Origin of the sequence: Staphylococcus sp. EG-SA-14 (assembly GCF_017151935.1) — a bacterium.
GTDB classification, from domain to species: Bacteria; Bacillota; Bacilli; order Staphylococcales; family Staphylococcaceae; genus Staphylococcus; species Staphylococcus aureus.
Window position 1 is genome coordinate 43,978 of the sequence record NZ_JACVZM010000004.1, and the last position, 16,173, is coordinate 60,150.

15 protein-coding genes are annotated in these 16,173 nt (G+C 32.4%); 2 read left to right on the forward strand and 13 right to left on the reverse strand.

The genetic code is table 11. The annotated features are described in order from the left end of the window. Positions 1-125 precede the first annotated feature (125 nt). Positions 126-1,085, reverse strand: coding sequence for a cation diffusion facilitator family transporter (locus tag IDG63_RS04350; protein WP_001013481.1), 960 nt, complete (start codon positions 1,083-1,085; stop codon positions 126-128). A gap of 646 nt (positions 1,086-1,731) precedes the next feature. After that, a complete protein-coding gene (locus IDG63_RS04355; protein WP_000290397.1) occupies positions 1,732-3,219 on the reverse strand; it encodes an aldehyde dehydrogenase family protein in 1,488 nt (495 codons plus the stop codon). Between the two features lie 426 nt (positions 3,220-3,645). Between IDG63_RS04355 and IDG63_RS04360 the strand changes: the two genes are divergently transcribed. Continuing rightward, positions 3,646-4,029, forward strand: a complete 384-nt coding sequence (locus IDG63_RS04360) for a YbaN family protein (RefSeq protein ID WP_001237005.1) — start codon at positions 3,646-3,648, stop codon at positions 4,027-4,029. Between the two features lie 6 nt (positions 4,030-4,035). Next, positions 4,036-4,362, forward strand: coding sequence for a staphylobilin-forming heme oxygenase IsdI (gene isdI / locus IDG63_RS04365; RefSeq protein ID WP_000480603.1), 327 nt, complete (start codon positions 4,036-4,038; stop codon positions 4,360-4,362). Positions 4,363-4,426: 64 nt separating this feature from the next. Here the strand turns inward: isdI and cap8P are convergent, their stop codons facing one another. From cap8P to cap8F, 11 genes are all read right to left on the reverse strand, one after another. Then, on the reverse strand, positions 4,427-5,572 hold the full coding sequence (cap8P, locus tag IDG63_RS04370) for a type 8 capsular polysaccharide synthesis protein Cap8P (protein ID WP_000723452.1): 1,146 nt from the start codon (positions 5,570-5,572) through the stop codon (positions 4,427-4,429). Positions 5,573-5,648: 76 nt separating this feature from the next. Then, the gene (cap8O, locus tag IDG63_RS04375; protein ID WP_000779497.1) at positions 5,649-6,911 is read right to left on the reverse strand and encodes a type 8 capsular polysaccharide synthesis protein Cap8O; all 1,263 of its coding nucleotides are present in this window, start codon (positions 6,909-6,911) and stop codon (positions 5,649-5,651) included. 53 nt (positions 6,912-6,964) lie between these two features. Next, positions 6,965-7,852, reverse strand: a complete 888-nt coding sequence (gene capN / locus IDG63_RS04380) for a capsular polysaccharide type 5/8 biosynthesis epimerase CapN (protein WP_001230678.1) — start codon at positions 7,850-7,852, stop codon at positions 6,965-6,967. Continuing rightward, entirely contained in the window at positions 7,852-8,409 is a 558-nt protein-coding gene (cap8M, locus tag IDG63_RS04385) for a type 8 capsular polysaccharide synthesis protein Cap8M (protein ID WP_000825098.1), read from the reverse strand. The genes capN and cap8M overlap by 1 nt, the downstream gene beginning before the upstream one ends. A gap of 10 nt (positions 8,410-8,419) precedes the next feature. Continuing rightward, on the reverse strand, positions 8,420-9,625 hold the full coding sequence (cap8L, locus tag IDG63_RS04390; protein ID WP_001291018.1) for a type 8 capsular polysaccharide synthesis protein Cap8L: 1,206 nt from the start codon (positions 9,623-9,625) through the stop codon (positions 8,420-8,422). Positions 9,626-9,658: 33 nt separating this feature from the next. After that, positions 9,659-10,897, reverse strand: a complete 1,239-nt coding sequence (cap8K, locus tag IDG63_RS04395) for a type 8 capsular polysaccharide synthesis protein Cap8K (RefSeq protein ID WP_001238807.1) — start codon at positions 10,895-10,897, stop codon at positions 9,659-9,661. Between the two features lie 8 nt (positions 10,898-10,905). Next, on the reverse strand, positions 10,906-11,463 hold the full coding sequence (gene cap8J / locus IDG63_RS04400; RefSeq protein WP_000636149.1) for a type 8 capsular polysaccharide synthesis protein Cap8J: 558 nt from the start codon (positions 11,461-11,463) through the stop codon (positions 10,906-10,908). After that, positions 11,460-12,854 carry a type 8 capsular polysaccharide synthesis protein Cap8I gene (gene cap8I, locus IDG63_RS04405; RefSeq protein ID WP_001034056.1) on the reverse strand — a complete coding sequence of 465 codons (1,395 nt, stop codon included), beginning with the start codon at positions 12,852-12,854 and terminating at the stop codon, positions 11,460-11,462. The genes cap8J and cap8I overlap by 4 nt, the downstream gene beginning before the upstream one ends. After that, a complete protein-coding gene (gene cap8H, locus IDG63_RS04410; RefSeq protein ID WP_001216935.1) occupies positions 12,847-13,926 on the reverse strand; it encodes a type 8 capsular polysaccharide synthesis protein Cap8H in 1,080 nt (359 codons plus the stop codon). Before cap8H ends, cap8I begins: the two co-directional genes overlap by 8 nt. Positions 13,927-13,928: 2 nt before the next feature. Next, a complete protein-coding gene (cap8G, locus tag IDG63_RS04415; RefSeq protein WP_000413171.1) occupies positions 13,929-15,053 on the reverse strand; it encodes a type 8 capsular polysaccharide synthesis protein Cap8G in 1,125 nt (374 codons plus the stop codon). Between the two features lie 3 nt (positions 15,054-15,056). Next, positions 15,057-16,166 carry a type 8 capsular polysaccharide synthesis protein Cap8F gene (gene cap8F / locus IDG63_RS04420; RefSeq protein WP_001028293.1) on the reverse strand — a complete coding sequence of 370 codons (1,110 nt, stop codon included), beginning with the start codon at positions 16,164-16,166 and terminating at the stop codon, positions 15,057-15,059. Positions 16,167-16,173 lie beyond the last annotated feature (7 nt).

The following is a 16,173-nucleotide window of genomic DNA, read 5'->3' on the forward strand; positions in this document are numbered from 1 at the left end:
TGGGGCCCCTGACTAGAATTGAAAAAAGCTTGTTACAAGCGCATTTTCGTTCAGTCAACTACTGCCAATATAACTTCGTAGAGCATAGAACATTGATTTATGTCCCAGCCTGTACAATGTTTTATTTATGTTAATTTGTCGAAGTATGGCTCATCTAATGGATTCAATTGCAAGTTTTCAATTTGCAACGTTGAATGTGCAATGCCATATTTTTCTTTCAACAATGATGATACTTGATCAATCGCTTGATAATCATCACCCTCATATTTTTTATCTAACACAACATGGGCACTTAATGAATAATGCTCTGTTGTAATACTCCACAAATGAAATTCATGTACATCTAATATGCCATCTATGTTTTTAATATCTGCCATAATTTGATCAGTATCCAAATGTTGAGGCACACTTTCCATTAAAATTAACCACGCATTACGCGTAATTTTATAACCACCACGTAAAATGATGAGTGAAATTACAATACTAATGATTGGGTCGATGATGCGCCATCCTGTAAAGTAAATCAATACAACTGCAACGATGACACCAATAGAGTTCAATAAGTCTCCCATGAAATGCCATAATGCACTTTGAATATTGATATTGTCTTCTTGTTTTAAAGACCTTACAAGGATAATTGTCAAAATAATATTAACGAGTAAACCAATACTAGCAATCATAAACATAATGCCACTTTCAATTGGTTGCGGATAAATAATACGTACAATAGCTTCATATAAAATCCAGATTGAAATTACAATTAATGCTAAACCATTTAAAAATGCAGCTAATATCTCAAATCTTAAATATCCAAATGTGTATCGTGCAGTCGGCTTTTTACTTGCAAAATAAATGGCCAACATAGATAAACCAAGTGCTAATACATCACTAAGCATATGAAATGAATCTGACAGTAATGCCAATGAATTAGATACTAAACCTCCGACAAATTCAATCACTGTAAATAACAATGTGATGATTAGTGATGCCCACAGCGTCTTTTTAGAACTTTGTTGAATTTTTTGATGATTGACATGATGAAAATATTTGTATCTGTTTATCGTATTCGCCTTTTTCCCATTCATACGTTTGCCACTCCTAAATAAATGCGTCGTATTTAATATTGTCGCTTTTAAAAATAATTCTTTATAGCTTCTCAGATTAATATTAATGCTTCCGTAATTAACCATAATTTATACACCATCGTTCTTCACATGACAACTCATTAATCTTTACCCTTTATACCTTTATGTAATATCACCTTGGAAAAACTTTTACAGCACACTCGCTCTTTACTTTATCCCTATCATATAGAAAATTTTAATAATGTACGAGATTATTGTGTTAGTTACATAAAAATGACAAAAAAGTATCTCAAATTTATTGTTTAGTTTCATTAAGTTCAAAAAATCACAATAACTTTAATGATTGTTCCACATATTAAAACAAACGATGACTTTGCATATTGAACTTCATATTTCTAAATCACCATAATTAATAAACAACTCTGTCCTTATAATAGCCGCATCGCAAATTAGCATAATTAAAAAAAGCAGTAAGATGATTTGCAATTAAAAACCACCCTACTGCTATTATTTTAGTCATTATATCCTAATATCATGATGCATGTTCCTAAATATTTTGTTTCGCTTAAAATCTAAACAACGCCGTAAACATGCTAAGACTTACCGCTAGACTGCCTACAAACACGCTTCAGAAACGATATTTATTCTAGTACAAACCTTTTAAAGCATTGCTTGTATCAATATAAATATTTTTAACTTGTTGATAGTTACTTAACGCACCTTTATAAGTTTCTCGACCGATTCCTGATTTTTTATAACCACCAAATGGTGCGCCTTCTGGTACTTGGTTGTAAGTGTTAATCCAAATACGTCCTGTACGAACAGCTTTAGCAATATTTAATGCACGTGTGATATTTTGAGAAAATACACCGCCTGCTAAACCATACTCAGAATCATTAGCTATATCAATTGCTTCTTGATCGTCCTTCACTTTAATCACTGTTAACACTGGTCCAAATATTTCTTCTTGTGCTAATTTGTGATGATTGTCTGGCACAGCAATTAATGTCGGCTCAAAGAAGAACCCTTTATCTAATCCATTTTCAGTTAAGCGATGACCGCCTGCTAAAATTTGTGCATCTGATTCTTTTGCTGCATCAATATATGATTGAATTTTATCTAATTGATCCTTACCAGTTTGACTACCCATTTGTGTAGCTTCATCTTGTGGGTCTCCAACTTTAATATTTGAAAATGCCTCTTGTAAACGTGGCACCAATTGATCATAAATTTTTTCATGAACTAATAATCGAGAACCTGCACTACATACTTCACCTTGGTTGAATAAAATACCTAACTGAATACCTTCAACTGCAAGGTCTAAATTAGCATCATCTAATATGATATTGGCGCTTTTACCACCAAGCTCTAATGTAGCGGGTACTAGATGTTTTGCTGCAGCTTCGGCAACTTGATAACCTACATCAGTTGAGCCCGTAAATGATAATTTATCTACACCATCATGATTGAAAATTGCATTACCTGATTCTGAACCTTTACCCGTTAGTATATTGACAACACCTTTAGGTAATACCTCTTGGAAAATTTTAGCAACTTCCAATAAACTTAATGGTGTTGAAGACGAAGGTTGAATCACAATTGTATTACCTGCAGCAATGGCTGGCGCAATCTTCCATGCAGCTAATAGCATTGGGAAGTTCCAAGCAACAACAGCACCTACGACGCCAATCGGCTCATGTCGTACGATACTCATTGTGTCTTTATCGATATCATTCACTGTACCTTCTTCTGTTTCAATAACACTTGCGAAATAATGGAAATGTCTTGCAGCAAATGGAATATCAATTGCTGTTGTCTCACGAATCGGTTTACCATTATTTAATGTTTCAATCATTGCAATTTTATCTTTTTGTGCCATTAATTTATCACCAATATCACGCAACATTTGTGCACGTTCTGATTTAGAAGTTAATGACCATGATTCAAATGCCTCTTGCGCCACTTTGACTGCATGATCGACATCTTTATCTTTTGCTCTTGTAATATGTGATAGTGTTTCTCCAGTTGCTGGATTAGTCACTTCGATTGTTTCGTCACTGCTACCTTTAACAAATTCCCCATTGATAAATAAACCATAATTCTCTGCAATATAATCTCGAACGTTTACTGCCATATTATCTCTCCTTTGTTTATTGGCTATAATATAAATCTCTTAGCATCATATTTAATAATGCTTTTAAACGATATGATTCACATTATATAGTAAGCGTTTACATTTTATAAAATAATCAGCTCACAGAAGTCTCATTTTTAAAACTTTTGCGTCGTTTTTGCACATAAAAATAATCTTATTTTCGAAAACATATTGCACTTTTCAAAAATAAAACACATAATATAACTATAATACTTGAGAATAATTCTCATTAAATAGTTTGGTTGTTATGAAAGTCGCGCTTAAAATGCGTTAATGGGACAAGAATAATTCAACAACGTTTCATTTTACTGAGTCATTGCACTTATCATACACATTATATTTAGCATGAGTTATATTACTAAAACAATATTACATGCGCATTAGTACTAGAATGGAGTTTTTTCAATGCGACTTATTTTAATCGTCATTGGCTTAATATTTACAGCGCTTGGTATTGCAGGTGCCGTATTACCTTTACTGCCAACGACCCCTTTTTTACTCGTAGCAGTTTTTTGTTTTGCTCGAAGTTCAGATCGCTTTTACAATTGGCTTATTAATCAAAAAATTTATAAAGAATATGTAGAAAACTTTTATTTACATCGAGGCTACACGCTACAACAGAAAATTAAAATTTTAATTAGCTTATACATTGTAATAGGTTTTTCAATTTATATGGTGGATGTTCTTGCAGTCCGTGTAGGATTAATCATAATGGTTATCATACAAACCGCTGTACTCTTTACATTTGTAAAAACATTACCCAAATCAAATAATAAAATAGAGGAGTGATTGCCCATGTTTATGGCAGAAAATAGATTACAATTACAAAAAGGCAGTGCGGAAGAAACGATTGAACGTTTTTACAATAGACAAGGTATTGAAACTATTGAAGGCTTCCAACAAATGTTTGTCACTAAAACATTAAATACCGAGGATACAGACGAAGTTAAAATCTTAACTATTTGGGAATCTGAAGATAGCTTTAATAATTGGTTGAATTCCGATGTATTTAAAGAAGCTCATAAAAATGTACGTTTAAAAAGTGATGACGATGGACAGCAAAGTCCAATATTATCAAATAAAGTATTCAAATATGATATTGGCTACCACTATCAAAAATAAATATATTAAAAACCCCTAGTCACCGCTGGTTGTCTAAACCAACTTCATGATTAGGGGTTTTTTATTATTTGTGACGTAAAGGTACGAATTCATCCGGCTTGTCTGTGCGCAATCCAAAATAATATTCTATTGCTTCACAAATACGTCGTGATGCTTGTCCATCACCATATGGATTATTCGCTTGACTCATACGTTGATACGCTTCATCATCCTCAATCAATTGTTTCACATTTCGAACAATATTGTCATAATCTGTGCCAATTACTCTCGATGTTCCCGCCTCAACGCCTTCGGGACGCTCTGTATGATTCCTTAATACCAACACAGGTTTTCCAAATGTAGGAGCCTCCTCTTGAATACCACCAGAATCTGTCAGCACGAGGTACGATTGATTTGTAAAATTATGGAACTCAATCGCATCTAATGGCTCAATTAATTCAATCCGATTTCTCCCAGATAAATATTTTTCGGCAATCGCTCTTACCTTTGGATTACGATGCATTGGATAAATGAAGACAACATCTTTATATTCATCTGCCAAATCTCTTACTGCTTTAAAAATCTGATGCATCGGTTCCCCAATATTTTCACGACGATGCGCTGTTAGTAAAATAACTTTCTTGCCTTTATGTTTATTAATAATCGTTGAAACAAAATCATTTTGAACTGTTGTTGACAATGCGTCAATAACTGTATTTCCAGTAATAAAGATACGCTCTTTGTCTTTGTTTTCAAAAAGTAAATTTTTAGCTGCAATTACTGTTGGCGCAAAATTCAATTCAGCAATATTACTTACCATGACTCGATTTAACTCTTCAGGAAATGGTGAGTATTTCTGATGTGTTCGAAGTCCAGCTTCTACATGTCCGACCGGAATTTGATGATAAAATGCTGCCAAACTTCCTACAAAAGTCGTTGTAGTATCACCATGTACTAAAATCATATCCGGCTGTTCCTCATTAATGATGCTATCAAGTTTAGCAAGCGCATTAGCCGTAAGGCCCGCTAACGTTTGTTGATCTTGCATAATATTTAAATCATGATCAGCTTGAATATCAAATATACTTAACACACTATCTAACATGTCTCTATGTTGTGCTGTAATCACAATGTTCGCTTCAAAGTTCCCATTATGATCAATTTCTTTTACTAATGGTGCCATTTTTATTGCTTCGGGTCTCGTACCGAAAATAACCATAATTTTTTTCATAACATTATCCTCTCTGAAGTTCAAACACATGACAGCTTATCTTTCCTTAATCATGTATGCCCTAGTTTGACACATTTTATTTGTCGATAAAATTAAATATATTGCCATAATTATAATACGATACATCTTCAAATGATGATTTCACAACATTTTTTGTATCAAAAATCACTTTATGCTTCATTTTATCAAAATGACTGTCCGATAAATTTTTAAATTCTGAGTGGTCACTTAAAATCAATACTAGCGATGCGTCTTTGACAGCATGTGACATATCATGTTCCACAAAATCTAATTCAACATGTGGATCATAAGCACATACTTCTATGTCTGGTTCTTGATTTAATAGCTCATAAATATCAAATGCTGGTGATTCTCTTATATCATCAACATCACCTTTATAAGTTAAACCAAATACTGTGACTTTATTCCCGCTCAACACTTTGATGATTTGCTTCGTTGTATCAACAACATAGGCCGGCATTGAATTATTAATTTCACGTCCAGTTTGAATTAACTTTGCATTTTCAGGGTCTTTAGCAATAATAAAGTACGGATCAACAGCTAAACAATGACCGCCTACACCTGGACCAGGCTGATGGATGTTAACACGCGGATGTTTGTTTGCCATTTCAATCACATCTAATACATTAATATTTAAGTTATTGCAAATTTTTGTTAATTCATTAGCTAAAGCAATGTTCACGTCTCTATATGTGTTTTCCATTAGCTTACTCATTTCAGCAGTACGTGCATCTGTTTCAATCATTTCTCCCTGAACGAATGTGCGATAGACACGTTTACCCGCTTCAATACAAGCTTCAGTCACACCGCCAATGATACGATTGTTATGAACTAATTCTTCTAAAATTTTTCCTGGCAGTACACGTTCTGGACAATGCACTAAATAAATATCTTCACCTATTGTAAACCCTAAATTTTCAATGACTGGTTTTACAAAATCATCCATCGTTTTAGGCGCAATTGTCGACTCTACAATAATGGTATTTCCTTTTTCTAAAAATGATAAAATACTATCTAATGCACGCATAACTAGCGAAATGTCACATGACCGGTACTGATCATCATTATTCGGCGTCGGAACGGCAATGATAAAAACATCAGATGCATCTGGCGTTGTAGATACCTTCAATTTTCCCGATGACAGTACCTCTTCATAAACCTCTTGTAATCCAGGTTCTTCAATACTAATTTGACCACTTTGTAACTTATCAATCGTTTGCTGATTAATATCAACACCAAGCACATCGACGCCATGTTTTGCAAACATAATTGATGTTGGTAAACCAATATAACCTAAGCCAACTACTGTTAACTTCATACTATAACCTCCAAATAAAACGATTTGTATGTTGATTTTATTTAATAGATGACTTATGCCTTATCTTTGGTTGTCGTTTCATCCATGATGTCCGCAATAACAAGTGACATTTTTCCAGGAATAACTTCAAGTGCATTATTATTTTCATATAACGTATTGCTGTATATTAAATTGCCGAATAATTTTCTAAAGACCGACAACTTATTAAAATACTTATTTAACACTGAAGGCATGTTGATCAATACCGTTTTACGATGTGATTGGCGACGTATTTCATACATTACTGACGATGTATCAAAGTAAAAACTATCTTGAGGATGATACACGCCTGTCACTTCTAATGATATTAATTGATCAATAAATGCTGTCAGATGTTTAATATATAATGCACTGCGCTGATTGTTAATATTGGGAATGATTGGCAGTCGCTTTGACAATTGCATTAACCGTTGGAAATTTCCTGGGCAATGTGCACCATAAATCATTGGTGGTCTCACAATTGCTACTTTAAACGAATCACTAATCAACTCTTGTAAGGCTTGTTCAGCGAACTTTTTGGAAATACCATAGTTGGTCGTAGGGTTCATTGGTGTTTGTGTATCAATTTGATCTGATTTACCAACCTGACCTTCTTTTCCATAAACTGCCATAGTACTCATAAAAATAAATTGTTTAACGTCTTCAGCTTTAGCCTTTTGTGCCAATTGTTTCGTCAGCAACATATTCACTTGCATATAATCAGATAGCCTTGCTTGAGGTGAATTGTTGTGAACCAAAGCTGCTGTATGAATTAAAACATCATAATCTTTGAACGAGGTCGACTTCCATAATTGATTCCTAACATTAATTTGATCTACTTGATGTCCTTGTTCAATAAGCTTATCTTTTAAAGCATTACCGATATATCCATGTACGCCTGTAATTAAAATATTTTTTCTCATTAGTGATGCACACCTTCTGAAGTAACGATATTTTTAATTGTTTTATATATGATATACATATCAAGCATCATAGATTGATGTGTTAAGTAATAATGATCATACGCTACTTTTTGATCATCAGTAATATCATCTCTCCCCATCACTTGAGCTAGTCCTGTCACACCTGGTCTAATCGTATGCACGTTCGCTTTTGTACGTTTTTCGATTAATTCGTATTGATTATAAAGCGCTGGTCTAGGACCTACAATTGACATTTCTCCTTTTAAAACATTCAATAATTGTGGCAATTCATCAATAGAGGTCTTACGAATGACCTTCCCTGTCTTTGTTATATACGATGTTGAATCCATTAAATCAGTTGCAACATTAGGTGTGTCTATTTTCATTGATCTAAACTTATAAATATTAAACAATTCATTATTAATCGTCGGTCTTTTTTGTTTGAAAATGGCTGGTCCAGGTGATTCCATTTTAATTAGTAATGCTGTAATTAACAGAATCGGACTTAAAACTACTAAACCATATATTGAACTCACTACATCGAATAATCGCTTCATAATTATCTCCTCACTTCAACAGACTGTAATACTTCATAGTATTAATTTCTCTCGTATATTTATCTTTAAACAGTTGATGTGCGCGCTCACCCATCTCGTGCAATTCCTTACTCGAGTGAGTGTTGATGAAGTTATAAATGGCATGTGCATCGCCATTATCAATTTGGATACCCGCATCATATTGTTCAACATGTTGAACGATATCAGATTGCTTATCCATGATGAGTACCAACGCTTTCTTAGCTGCAAGATAGCCATAATTCTTGCTCGGCACGCCTAAACCGACGCCTTCTTTAATCAGCGATGCAATACATACATCCGCAATTTTTAATACGTCAGCATAGTCTGTACCTGTTAAAAACTCAAACATTTTAACATTTTCAATACGATGGTCTTCTATTGCCGTTTTGACATCTGCAAATTTCTTACCATGACCACAAAGTATTGTTAACGTTTGAGGCTGATCCTTATTTAATTTTAAAAATGAGATAAGTGTCTCCATATCCTGTAACTGCCCCATATTACCGCTATACAATAAAATTTTGTCGTATTGCTCACGGTAAGCTTTAAATGTGTCATTATAGATACGATTGTCTTGTAATTGACGCATGTCATACCAGTTAGGAATCACATGGATATTGTCAGCATTTTTAGAAATTTGATGATTTAGTAAGTAGTTTTTCATTTCCGTACCAAGGACAATGACATTTTCAGCATTCTTGTAGACATGTCTATTAATGTAACGCATCAGCTTATCAATCATGCTACCTGGACGAGTTGCACCTGTCTTAATCGCATTATCAGGTGCTATATCATACACCACAAAAGAATATTTTTTCTTAAGCAGTCTGTGTAAAACGTCTGGTATTAATGGCAAGATTGGTGGATTAGAGTAAACAAGAATCTGATCATATTTCAACATTTTAGGTATATTAATCACGAATTTTGAAAATAAACTAAAGAAATTGATGATCCTTCCAACCTTACTTTTGTTATTAAACCTCGAATACTTGAGACGTCGAATGCGAATACCACGATGCATCTCGGTTTTAGAAACCTGTTTATGATTACTATATTCATATGGCCATCCACACATGACATCGACATTAATGTGATTCGCAATTAAATCTTCCGCCAATTGAGTTGGTAACGTCGCAGAAGATACATATTCCGGATAAAAATACTGACATAAAATCAAAATCTTTTTTTCACTCATCTAATCGACGTCCTTTTTATTAATGAATTTAGACTAAGAATTTTTGAACTGTTTATTTTTAGCAAAATAATAGAGTGCTATGAAAAATATCATGTACGATACGATTAAAACAATTGTATTAATAGATACAAAGTTTAAAAAAGTTAAATTAAGCATTTTTGATATAACAAATGTTGCAGTAGTACCTATTAAAAATAACGCTTGTAGTATTAATTCTAACTGTTGTTTTTGTAATACAATCACAGAAAGTGATACCGTTGATACAATCAGCCTTATAACAAATAATGGGATAACAATTTTTATAACTGTAATTGCGTCAACCCAGCTATGTCCTAATAATATATTGACTAATTCTTCACTGAACAAATAAAGTGGCACATAAAGAATTATAGAAACTATAACCAGTATGGAACTAAATTTAAGTAATAAATTTCGGAAGTTACCATGTTCAATATAATAGTCATTGGCTTGTTGCATAAATATTTTTGATAACCCTAATGAAATAATTGTCACTGGTATGCCTAGTACTCTTATGGCCATACCATAAATACCCACTTCTGTATTGGTATACAAAATACCTATAAAGAACACAACAACCGAGAAAGACAAACTATTTAATAATATTGATGGTGTTGAATAAACTAACTGATTTTTATTTTCTAAAAATAATGCTTTAGTTTCTTCTTTATCTCTCACAATATTAAAGTGCTTTTTAAACGTTTTATACCCTAGTGTAATGCCTGCGATATAGGATAATGAAAAACCAATAATTAATCCTAAACTTCCTAATGCTAAAAGTCCGAAAATGATTTGAAGTAAAGCCATTGATCCAGCTCTAAACACATTAATCAAACTTAACACTTTATACTTTCTTTCCTTATTTAGATAATTTGTAAAAATGTTTGTTAAACTTACCAAAAACAACATAATAATAATGAAAATAAAATCTAATATAAAGTTTGGGTATAAACATGCACTAATCGCAAATATTGGTATCAGTATTAATAAAATAAGCAATGATATCAAAAAACTGATTTGTGAAAGTATATTAGCACTACGGTCATTTTTGGTATTCACAATCAACAAATCGTATCTTGCATTTATTATTGGTATTAAAATCATTGCGATATTTGAAAAAATTGTAAACTCACCAAACTCTGTAGGTGAATATAGTCTTGTAATAATTGGGGTAGTGATGATTAATATGACTTGAGCGATGCCACTGCTTAAAATCATTAAAAACGAATCGCCAATAAATTTATTTAATCTCATAATTAACCTCAGATTTTCTTGATGATTTTCGCTGGATTGCCACCTATAACAACGTTACCTTCTGGAAAACTTTTTGTTACAACCGACCCAGCCCCTACAATTGTATGTTCCCCCAATTCTACTCCTGGTAATATAACTGAGTTCATTCCAATCCAACTATAATTCCCTATTTTGACATCTTCACCTGGTGCATGTGACTTCAAATTTTTAATATTATGATTAGCTGTAATAATACCTACGTTAGGCGCTATATAAACACCTCTACCTATATATATAACTGCTGAAAAATTATTAAAATACGTCCCGGGCGATTGAAAAATATGAATATCATTTTTATCAAAAACAATGTTATTAGGGTTATGCATTCTAACAGTTATATCTGCAGGAAATGGCAAACTTGTATTTATTCCTAACAACTTGAACGGAACAGCTTTCCACGCCCATAACCATCCAGCCACTTTATTTTCAAAATAATATCCAGTTAAATATTCTTTCTTATAAAATAATAATAGTGGTGTATTCATTAATCTAAATATTTTCGATTTCATAAATGTTTTTACAATCATTCTATCCCTACTTTTTTAGTAAATTTTTTTATTATAATGCCCGGGATAATAGCTATAACATATACAACTAAAATCATAGAAATCAATGTGATTAATGGTGTCGGGTGACTAAAAATACTCGTAATAAGTCTCATATAAATATATGTACCAATAAATATCACTTCTAACGAATGACTCTTCCGAATAATATACTCACTCAGAAATGCAAAAAAGATATTTGCAATTAAATTCAAATAGAAGAATAAGGGTCCAAAATAAATAATTCCATATCCAGCACTCGAAATTAGATGACCAGTCAATTGTTTACTACCATATATCAATTGGTTAAAAAGTTGGCTAGTAATCAACTGCTTTTTATCTAAAAAGAAATTAAACCCAAAAACAGCTCTGGTATTATCAAATAAATATTGTTTGAACGAACCATTATAGTAATTCAAATAGTCTATAGAAGCTGCAATATTGCTAGGTCCATAAAAATATGACTGCAACGTGTCAACTATTTTAAGATTACTTACACTTGTACTATTTAACGCCTCGCTATATGAACTATAATTAAACACATACAATTCTTTATATAGTGTCATCAATGCTAATACGAAAATACCTACAAATATAATAATGATATTGATACGTCTTTTATGCTTAGAAAACAAGATTGACACCACTGTTAAAACAGCAACCATTGTATAAAGTTGATAACTTCTTCTTTCACCAACAATTAAACTAATATTTAAAATTCCTATAGCTAGCGGCAATACCACATAAATAATTTTAGGATTCTCTTTATACTTTTTATATGAAGCATATGCGATTATTAAGAATAATAACGCTAAGGTAAGTTGAAATAGCATTACAAAAAGAACATTTAAACCACTTGTTGCTTCGGTTCCTCTTCCCATTGCATCTGTTTTAATAATTAAAAATGATATGTTTTTGCGCACTTCGGGAAAAGCTACAAAAATCCCACAAATAACAAGACCAAACACAATGTAATAAATTGATGATCCAGAAAGTGTAAAGCTATTTCTTGATACCACTTCATGTTTGAATAATTTAGATAGTATCAATATAAATAGCGAGCCTATGATAAACTCCACACTCATATAAATAACCGCTTGATTAAAATAAGCTTGTCCTAATGGTAAATTATCTATAGTTGAATCCTGGAAAAACACTATCATAGCAGGTATAAATACTAATCTAAGAAAACCTAAAACATCGTATACAATTTTCGAAAATTTAAAATTCGGATTATTCGAGAAGCTTATAAAGAGCTTTCCTACTCCATAACTTATAGGTGCTAAAAATAATAAAGGTTTATCACCTAACATAAGGCAAGGAAACATTAAAATGGCAATAACATATGAAGTGACATTATATATCTTATTCATTAAATATCCTGCCTATCTCTTGATAGAACTGTTTATTATTTTCAATTACATCGTTTCTATAAGCTTCTCTTTTATGATTAATGTCCATTACATCCAAATTGTTATACCAATCCATCAATTCATCACCAATACCTTTTAAATTTTCTGGATTAATACTAAAACCCAGTCCGAATTTATTAGCTTCTGTAGCGGTGAATGTATCGTCTGTTGTAATAATAGGTTTGTTTAAAAACAACGCATAATACATTCTTATGGATAAAGCAGTATCTAAAGCAATATTTTGATTACCAAACAAATTATTAAGTATATCAATTTCATTTAAATATTTCGGTGTTTCTTTCAAGTCAAAGCCGCCAGAAAATGTAATATTATTAATAAAATTTTCTCGAGCAAAGACTTCTAATTTTTCCGACCCTGTTCCAAAATATTGCATATGGAACCTTGAATCATTTGCCAGTTCCTTTATCAATTTTTGATTTATCTCATTAAATCTAACATTACCAATAAAACCTATATTAATTGGCCATCTTTTTTTAAACCCATCGGTTACATTACTTTCTCTAATAATACTCATGTTATAACTATAAATAATTCTATATTTTTCAGATTTAGGTAAAAATTTAAGAAAACCTTCTGAAGATAATGTTGTCACCCTGCTAGCATCAACGATTTTTTTCATTCTATACTTAATAAGTTTATTATTTTCAAAAAAGTAGTCCCTTATATTTAAAATGAATTTATTTTTATAGTGTTTTTCTAAAAAACTTTTAAATAAGTGTCCTGTATAACTTCCCCATACTATGACAAAATCATAACGATTTTCTTTAAGAATTTTCATAGCGTATGGCCTAAATCGATAGTAAGCAATAGCTTTTTTGATAAATGTCCAATCTTCTTTAATATCTACTTTATATTTATAGTAATTATTGATGCCTTGGATATGTTCTTCGATATCATATTTGTCAGTGTATATAATGTCCACCTCATTGATATTCAAATCAATGTGGTTTAAATAATGTGATAATAATGACATATGCTTAATGTTAGTAGCGCCAAGAATCGCTATCCTCATCGTCATTTCCTCCAAGTATTTCGATTGATAATATCTTTATAGCTTTGAATAATTTTAACTACCTTTGTCGAAACGTTAGTGTCTTTATAATCAATAGCATCAATCATCGGTTCGTTATTGTTTTGCATCTCTCTTGCTAGTTCAACGGATTGGATTAGATTGTTATAGGTAATACCACCTACAATAACCGTACCTTTATCTAGTACTTCCGGTCTTTCTGTGGAAGTTCGAATAAGGACACCAGGGAACTTCAAAATAGACGACTCTTCTGACAATGTTCCACTATCTGATAGCACAACAAATGCATCTTTTTGCAATGCATTATAATCAAAGAAACCAAATGGCTTTAACTGTTTAACTAATGGATCAAATTCAAATTTACTTTCTTCAATTTTCTTCCAACTTCTTGGATGCGTTGAATAAATCACAGGCATTTTATACTTTTTGGCAATATCATTTATCGCATTCATTAATGATTTAAAATTCTTTTCATTATCGATATTCTCTTCTCTATGCGCAGATACTAAAATGTATTGTTGCGGTTCTAATCCTAGTTTATTTAAAACGTCACTGTGATTAATTTTATCTCGATGCGCTTCTATCACTTCTGTCATCGGTGATCCTGTCACAAAGATATTCGCTTTATTGAAGCCTTCATCTAATAAATAACGTCTGCTATGTTCCGTATAAGGTAGATTCACATCACTGACATGGTCAACAATTTTACGATTGATTTCTTCAGGTACATTCTGATCAAAGCATCTATTACCCGCTTCCATGTGGAAAACAGGAATCTTTAATCGTTTAGCAGATACTGCTGCTAAACAACTATTTGTATCACCAAGAATTAAAAGTGCATCTGGTTGTTCGCGTAATAAAACGTCATATGTCTTCGCAATAATATTCCCCATCGTTTCTCCAAGGTTACTTCCAACTGCCTCTAAGTAGTGGTCCGGTTGTCTTAATTCCAAATCATCAAAGAAAATTTGATTCAATGTATAATCATAATTTTGACCAGTGTGTACTAATATCTGATTAAAATATTGATCACATGCTTTAATCGTTGATGATAAACGAATGATTTCAGGCCTTGTACCAACTATTGTCATTAATTTCAGTTTTTCCATGCGCTATACCTCCAAGAAATACGTATCTGGCTGATTTGGATCAAACATTTCATTCACCCACATAATAGTTACCATATCTGTGTCGCCTAAATTTTCAATATTATGTGTGTATCCTACTGGTATGTCTACAACTTCTAATTTGTCGCCAGAAACATAATATTCAATGATTTCATCATCATTAACATGTCTAAAACGAATTACCCCTTTACCTGATACGACTAGAAATTTTTCGTTTTTAGTATGATGCCAGTGATTACCTTTAGTAATACCTGGCTTAGAAATATTTACAGAAACTTGACCACGATCCGGTGTTTTTATAAATTCTGTAAAAGAACCCCTATCATCCACATTCATAAGTAAGGGATAACTAAAGTCTGTACTAGGTAGATAGCTTAAATACGTACTATACAAATCTTTTTCAAACAAGTTATCTAATTTCGGCAATGTTCGATCGAGACGTGACTGTTTGAACTTGTATAATAAATCTACAATTTCTCCCAATGTCACTTTAAATACGTTTGGTACTGTAGGTACACCATTTTCAATCGTTGGAGTTCCTTCAATAGCACGCTTTATTTCAGCGACGATATCATCCACGTAGTTTAGCGTTAGTTCAACATTCCGATCATTAACTTGAATCTCTTCGTTACGTGCAATTTTGTAACAAAATGTTGCTATCACTGAGTTATAATTCGGCTTACACCACTTGCCGAATAAATTTGGCCAGCGATAAATATAAACCGTATTGCCATACTCTTCGGCATACTCTCTTAATAGCTGTTCCCCTTGCAACTTACTCTCACCATAAGGATTATCTTGTGTTGCTTGTATTGAAGACGATAATAATATCGCCGGCTTTTTCGTATTTCTAGTTAATATATCAAGTACATGATCTAAATAACTCACGTTTCCTAAGCTGAATTCTTTGTCATGTTCAGGTCGATTAACACCCGCTAAATGCACGACAAAGTCTGCTTTCAACAATGCTGACTCTAATTCTTCCTCTTTAGTTTGTCGATGTACTTCGAAAATATGATGATCTGTCGTTGATGTTAAATCTGCTTTCAAGTTTTTTCCTACAAAACCTTTTGCTCCTGTAATTACAATATTCAACGTCAAT

Excerpts from the sequence above, each read along its gene's own strand:
- IDG63_RS04350 (WP_001013481.1), bottom strand. The coding sequence starts at position 1,085 with ATGAATGGGAAAAAGGCGAATACGATAAACAGATACAAATATTTTCAT.
- IDG63_RS04355 (WP_000290397.1), bottom strand. The coding sequence starts at position 3,219 with ATGGCAGTAAACGTTCGAGATTATATTGCAGAGAATTATGGTTTATTT.
- IDG63_RS04360 (WP_001237005.1), top strand. The coding sequence starts at position 3,646 with ATGCGACTTATTTTAATCGTCATTGGCTTAATATTTACAGCGCTTGGT.
- isdI (WP_000480603.1), top strand. The coding sequence starts at position 4,036 with ATGTTTATGGCAGAAAATAGATTACAATTACAAAAAGGCAGTGCGGAA.
- cap8P (WP_000723452.1), bottom strand. The coding sequence starts at position 5,572 with ATGAAAAAAATTATGGTTATTTTCGGTACGAGACCCGAAGCAATAAAA.
- cap8O (WP_000779497.1), bottom strand. The coding sequence starts at position 6,911 with ATGAAGTTAACAGTAGTTGGCTTAGGTTATATTGGTTTACCAACATCA.
- capN (WP_001230678.1), bottom strand. The coding sequence starts at position 7,852 with ATGAGAAAAAATATTTTAATTACAGGCGTACATGGATATATCGGTAAT.
- cap8M (WP_000825098.1), bottom strand. The coding sequence starts at position 8,409 with ATGAAGCGATTATTCGATGTAGTGAGTTCAATATATGGTTTAGTAGTT.
- cap8L (WP_001291018.1), bottom strand. The coding sequence starts at position 9,625 with ATGAGTGAAAAAAAGATTTTGATTTTATGTCAGTATTTTTATCCGGAA.
- cap8K (WP_001238807.1), bottom strand. The coding sequence starts at position 10,897 with ATGAGATTAAATAAATTTATTGGCGATTCGTTTTTAATGATTTTAAGC.
- cap8J (WP_000636149.1), bottom strand. The coding sequence starts at position 11,463 with ATGATTGTAAAAACATTTATGAAATCGAAAATATTTAGATTAATGAAT.
- cap8I (WP_001034056.1), bottom strand. The coding sequence starts at position 12,854 with ATGAATAAGATATATAATGTCACTTCATATGTTATTGCCATTTTAATG.
- cap8H (WP_001216935.1), bottom strand. The coding sequence starts at position 13,926 with ATGAGGATAGCGATTCTTGGCGCTACTAACATTAAGCATATGTCATTA.
- cap8G (WP_000413171.1), bottom strand. The coding sequence starts at position 15,053 with ATGGAAAAACTGAAATTAATGACAATAGTTGGTACAAGGCCTGAAATC.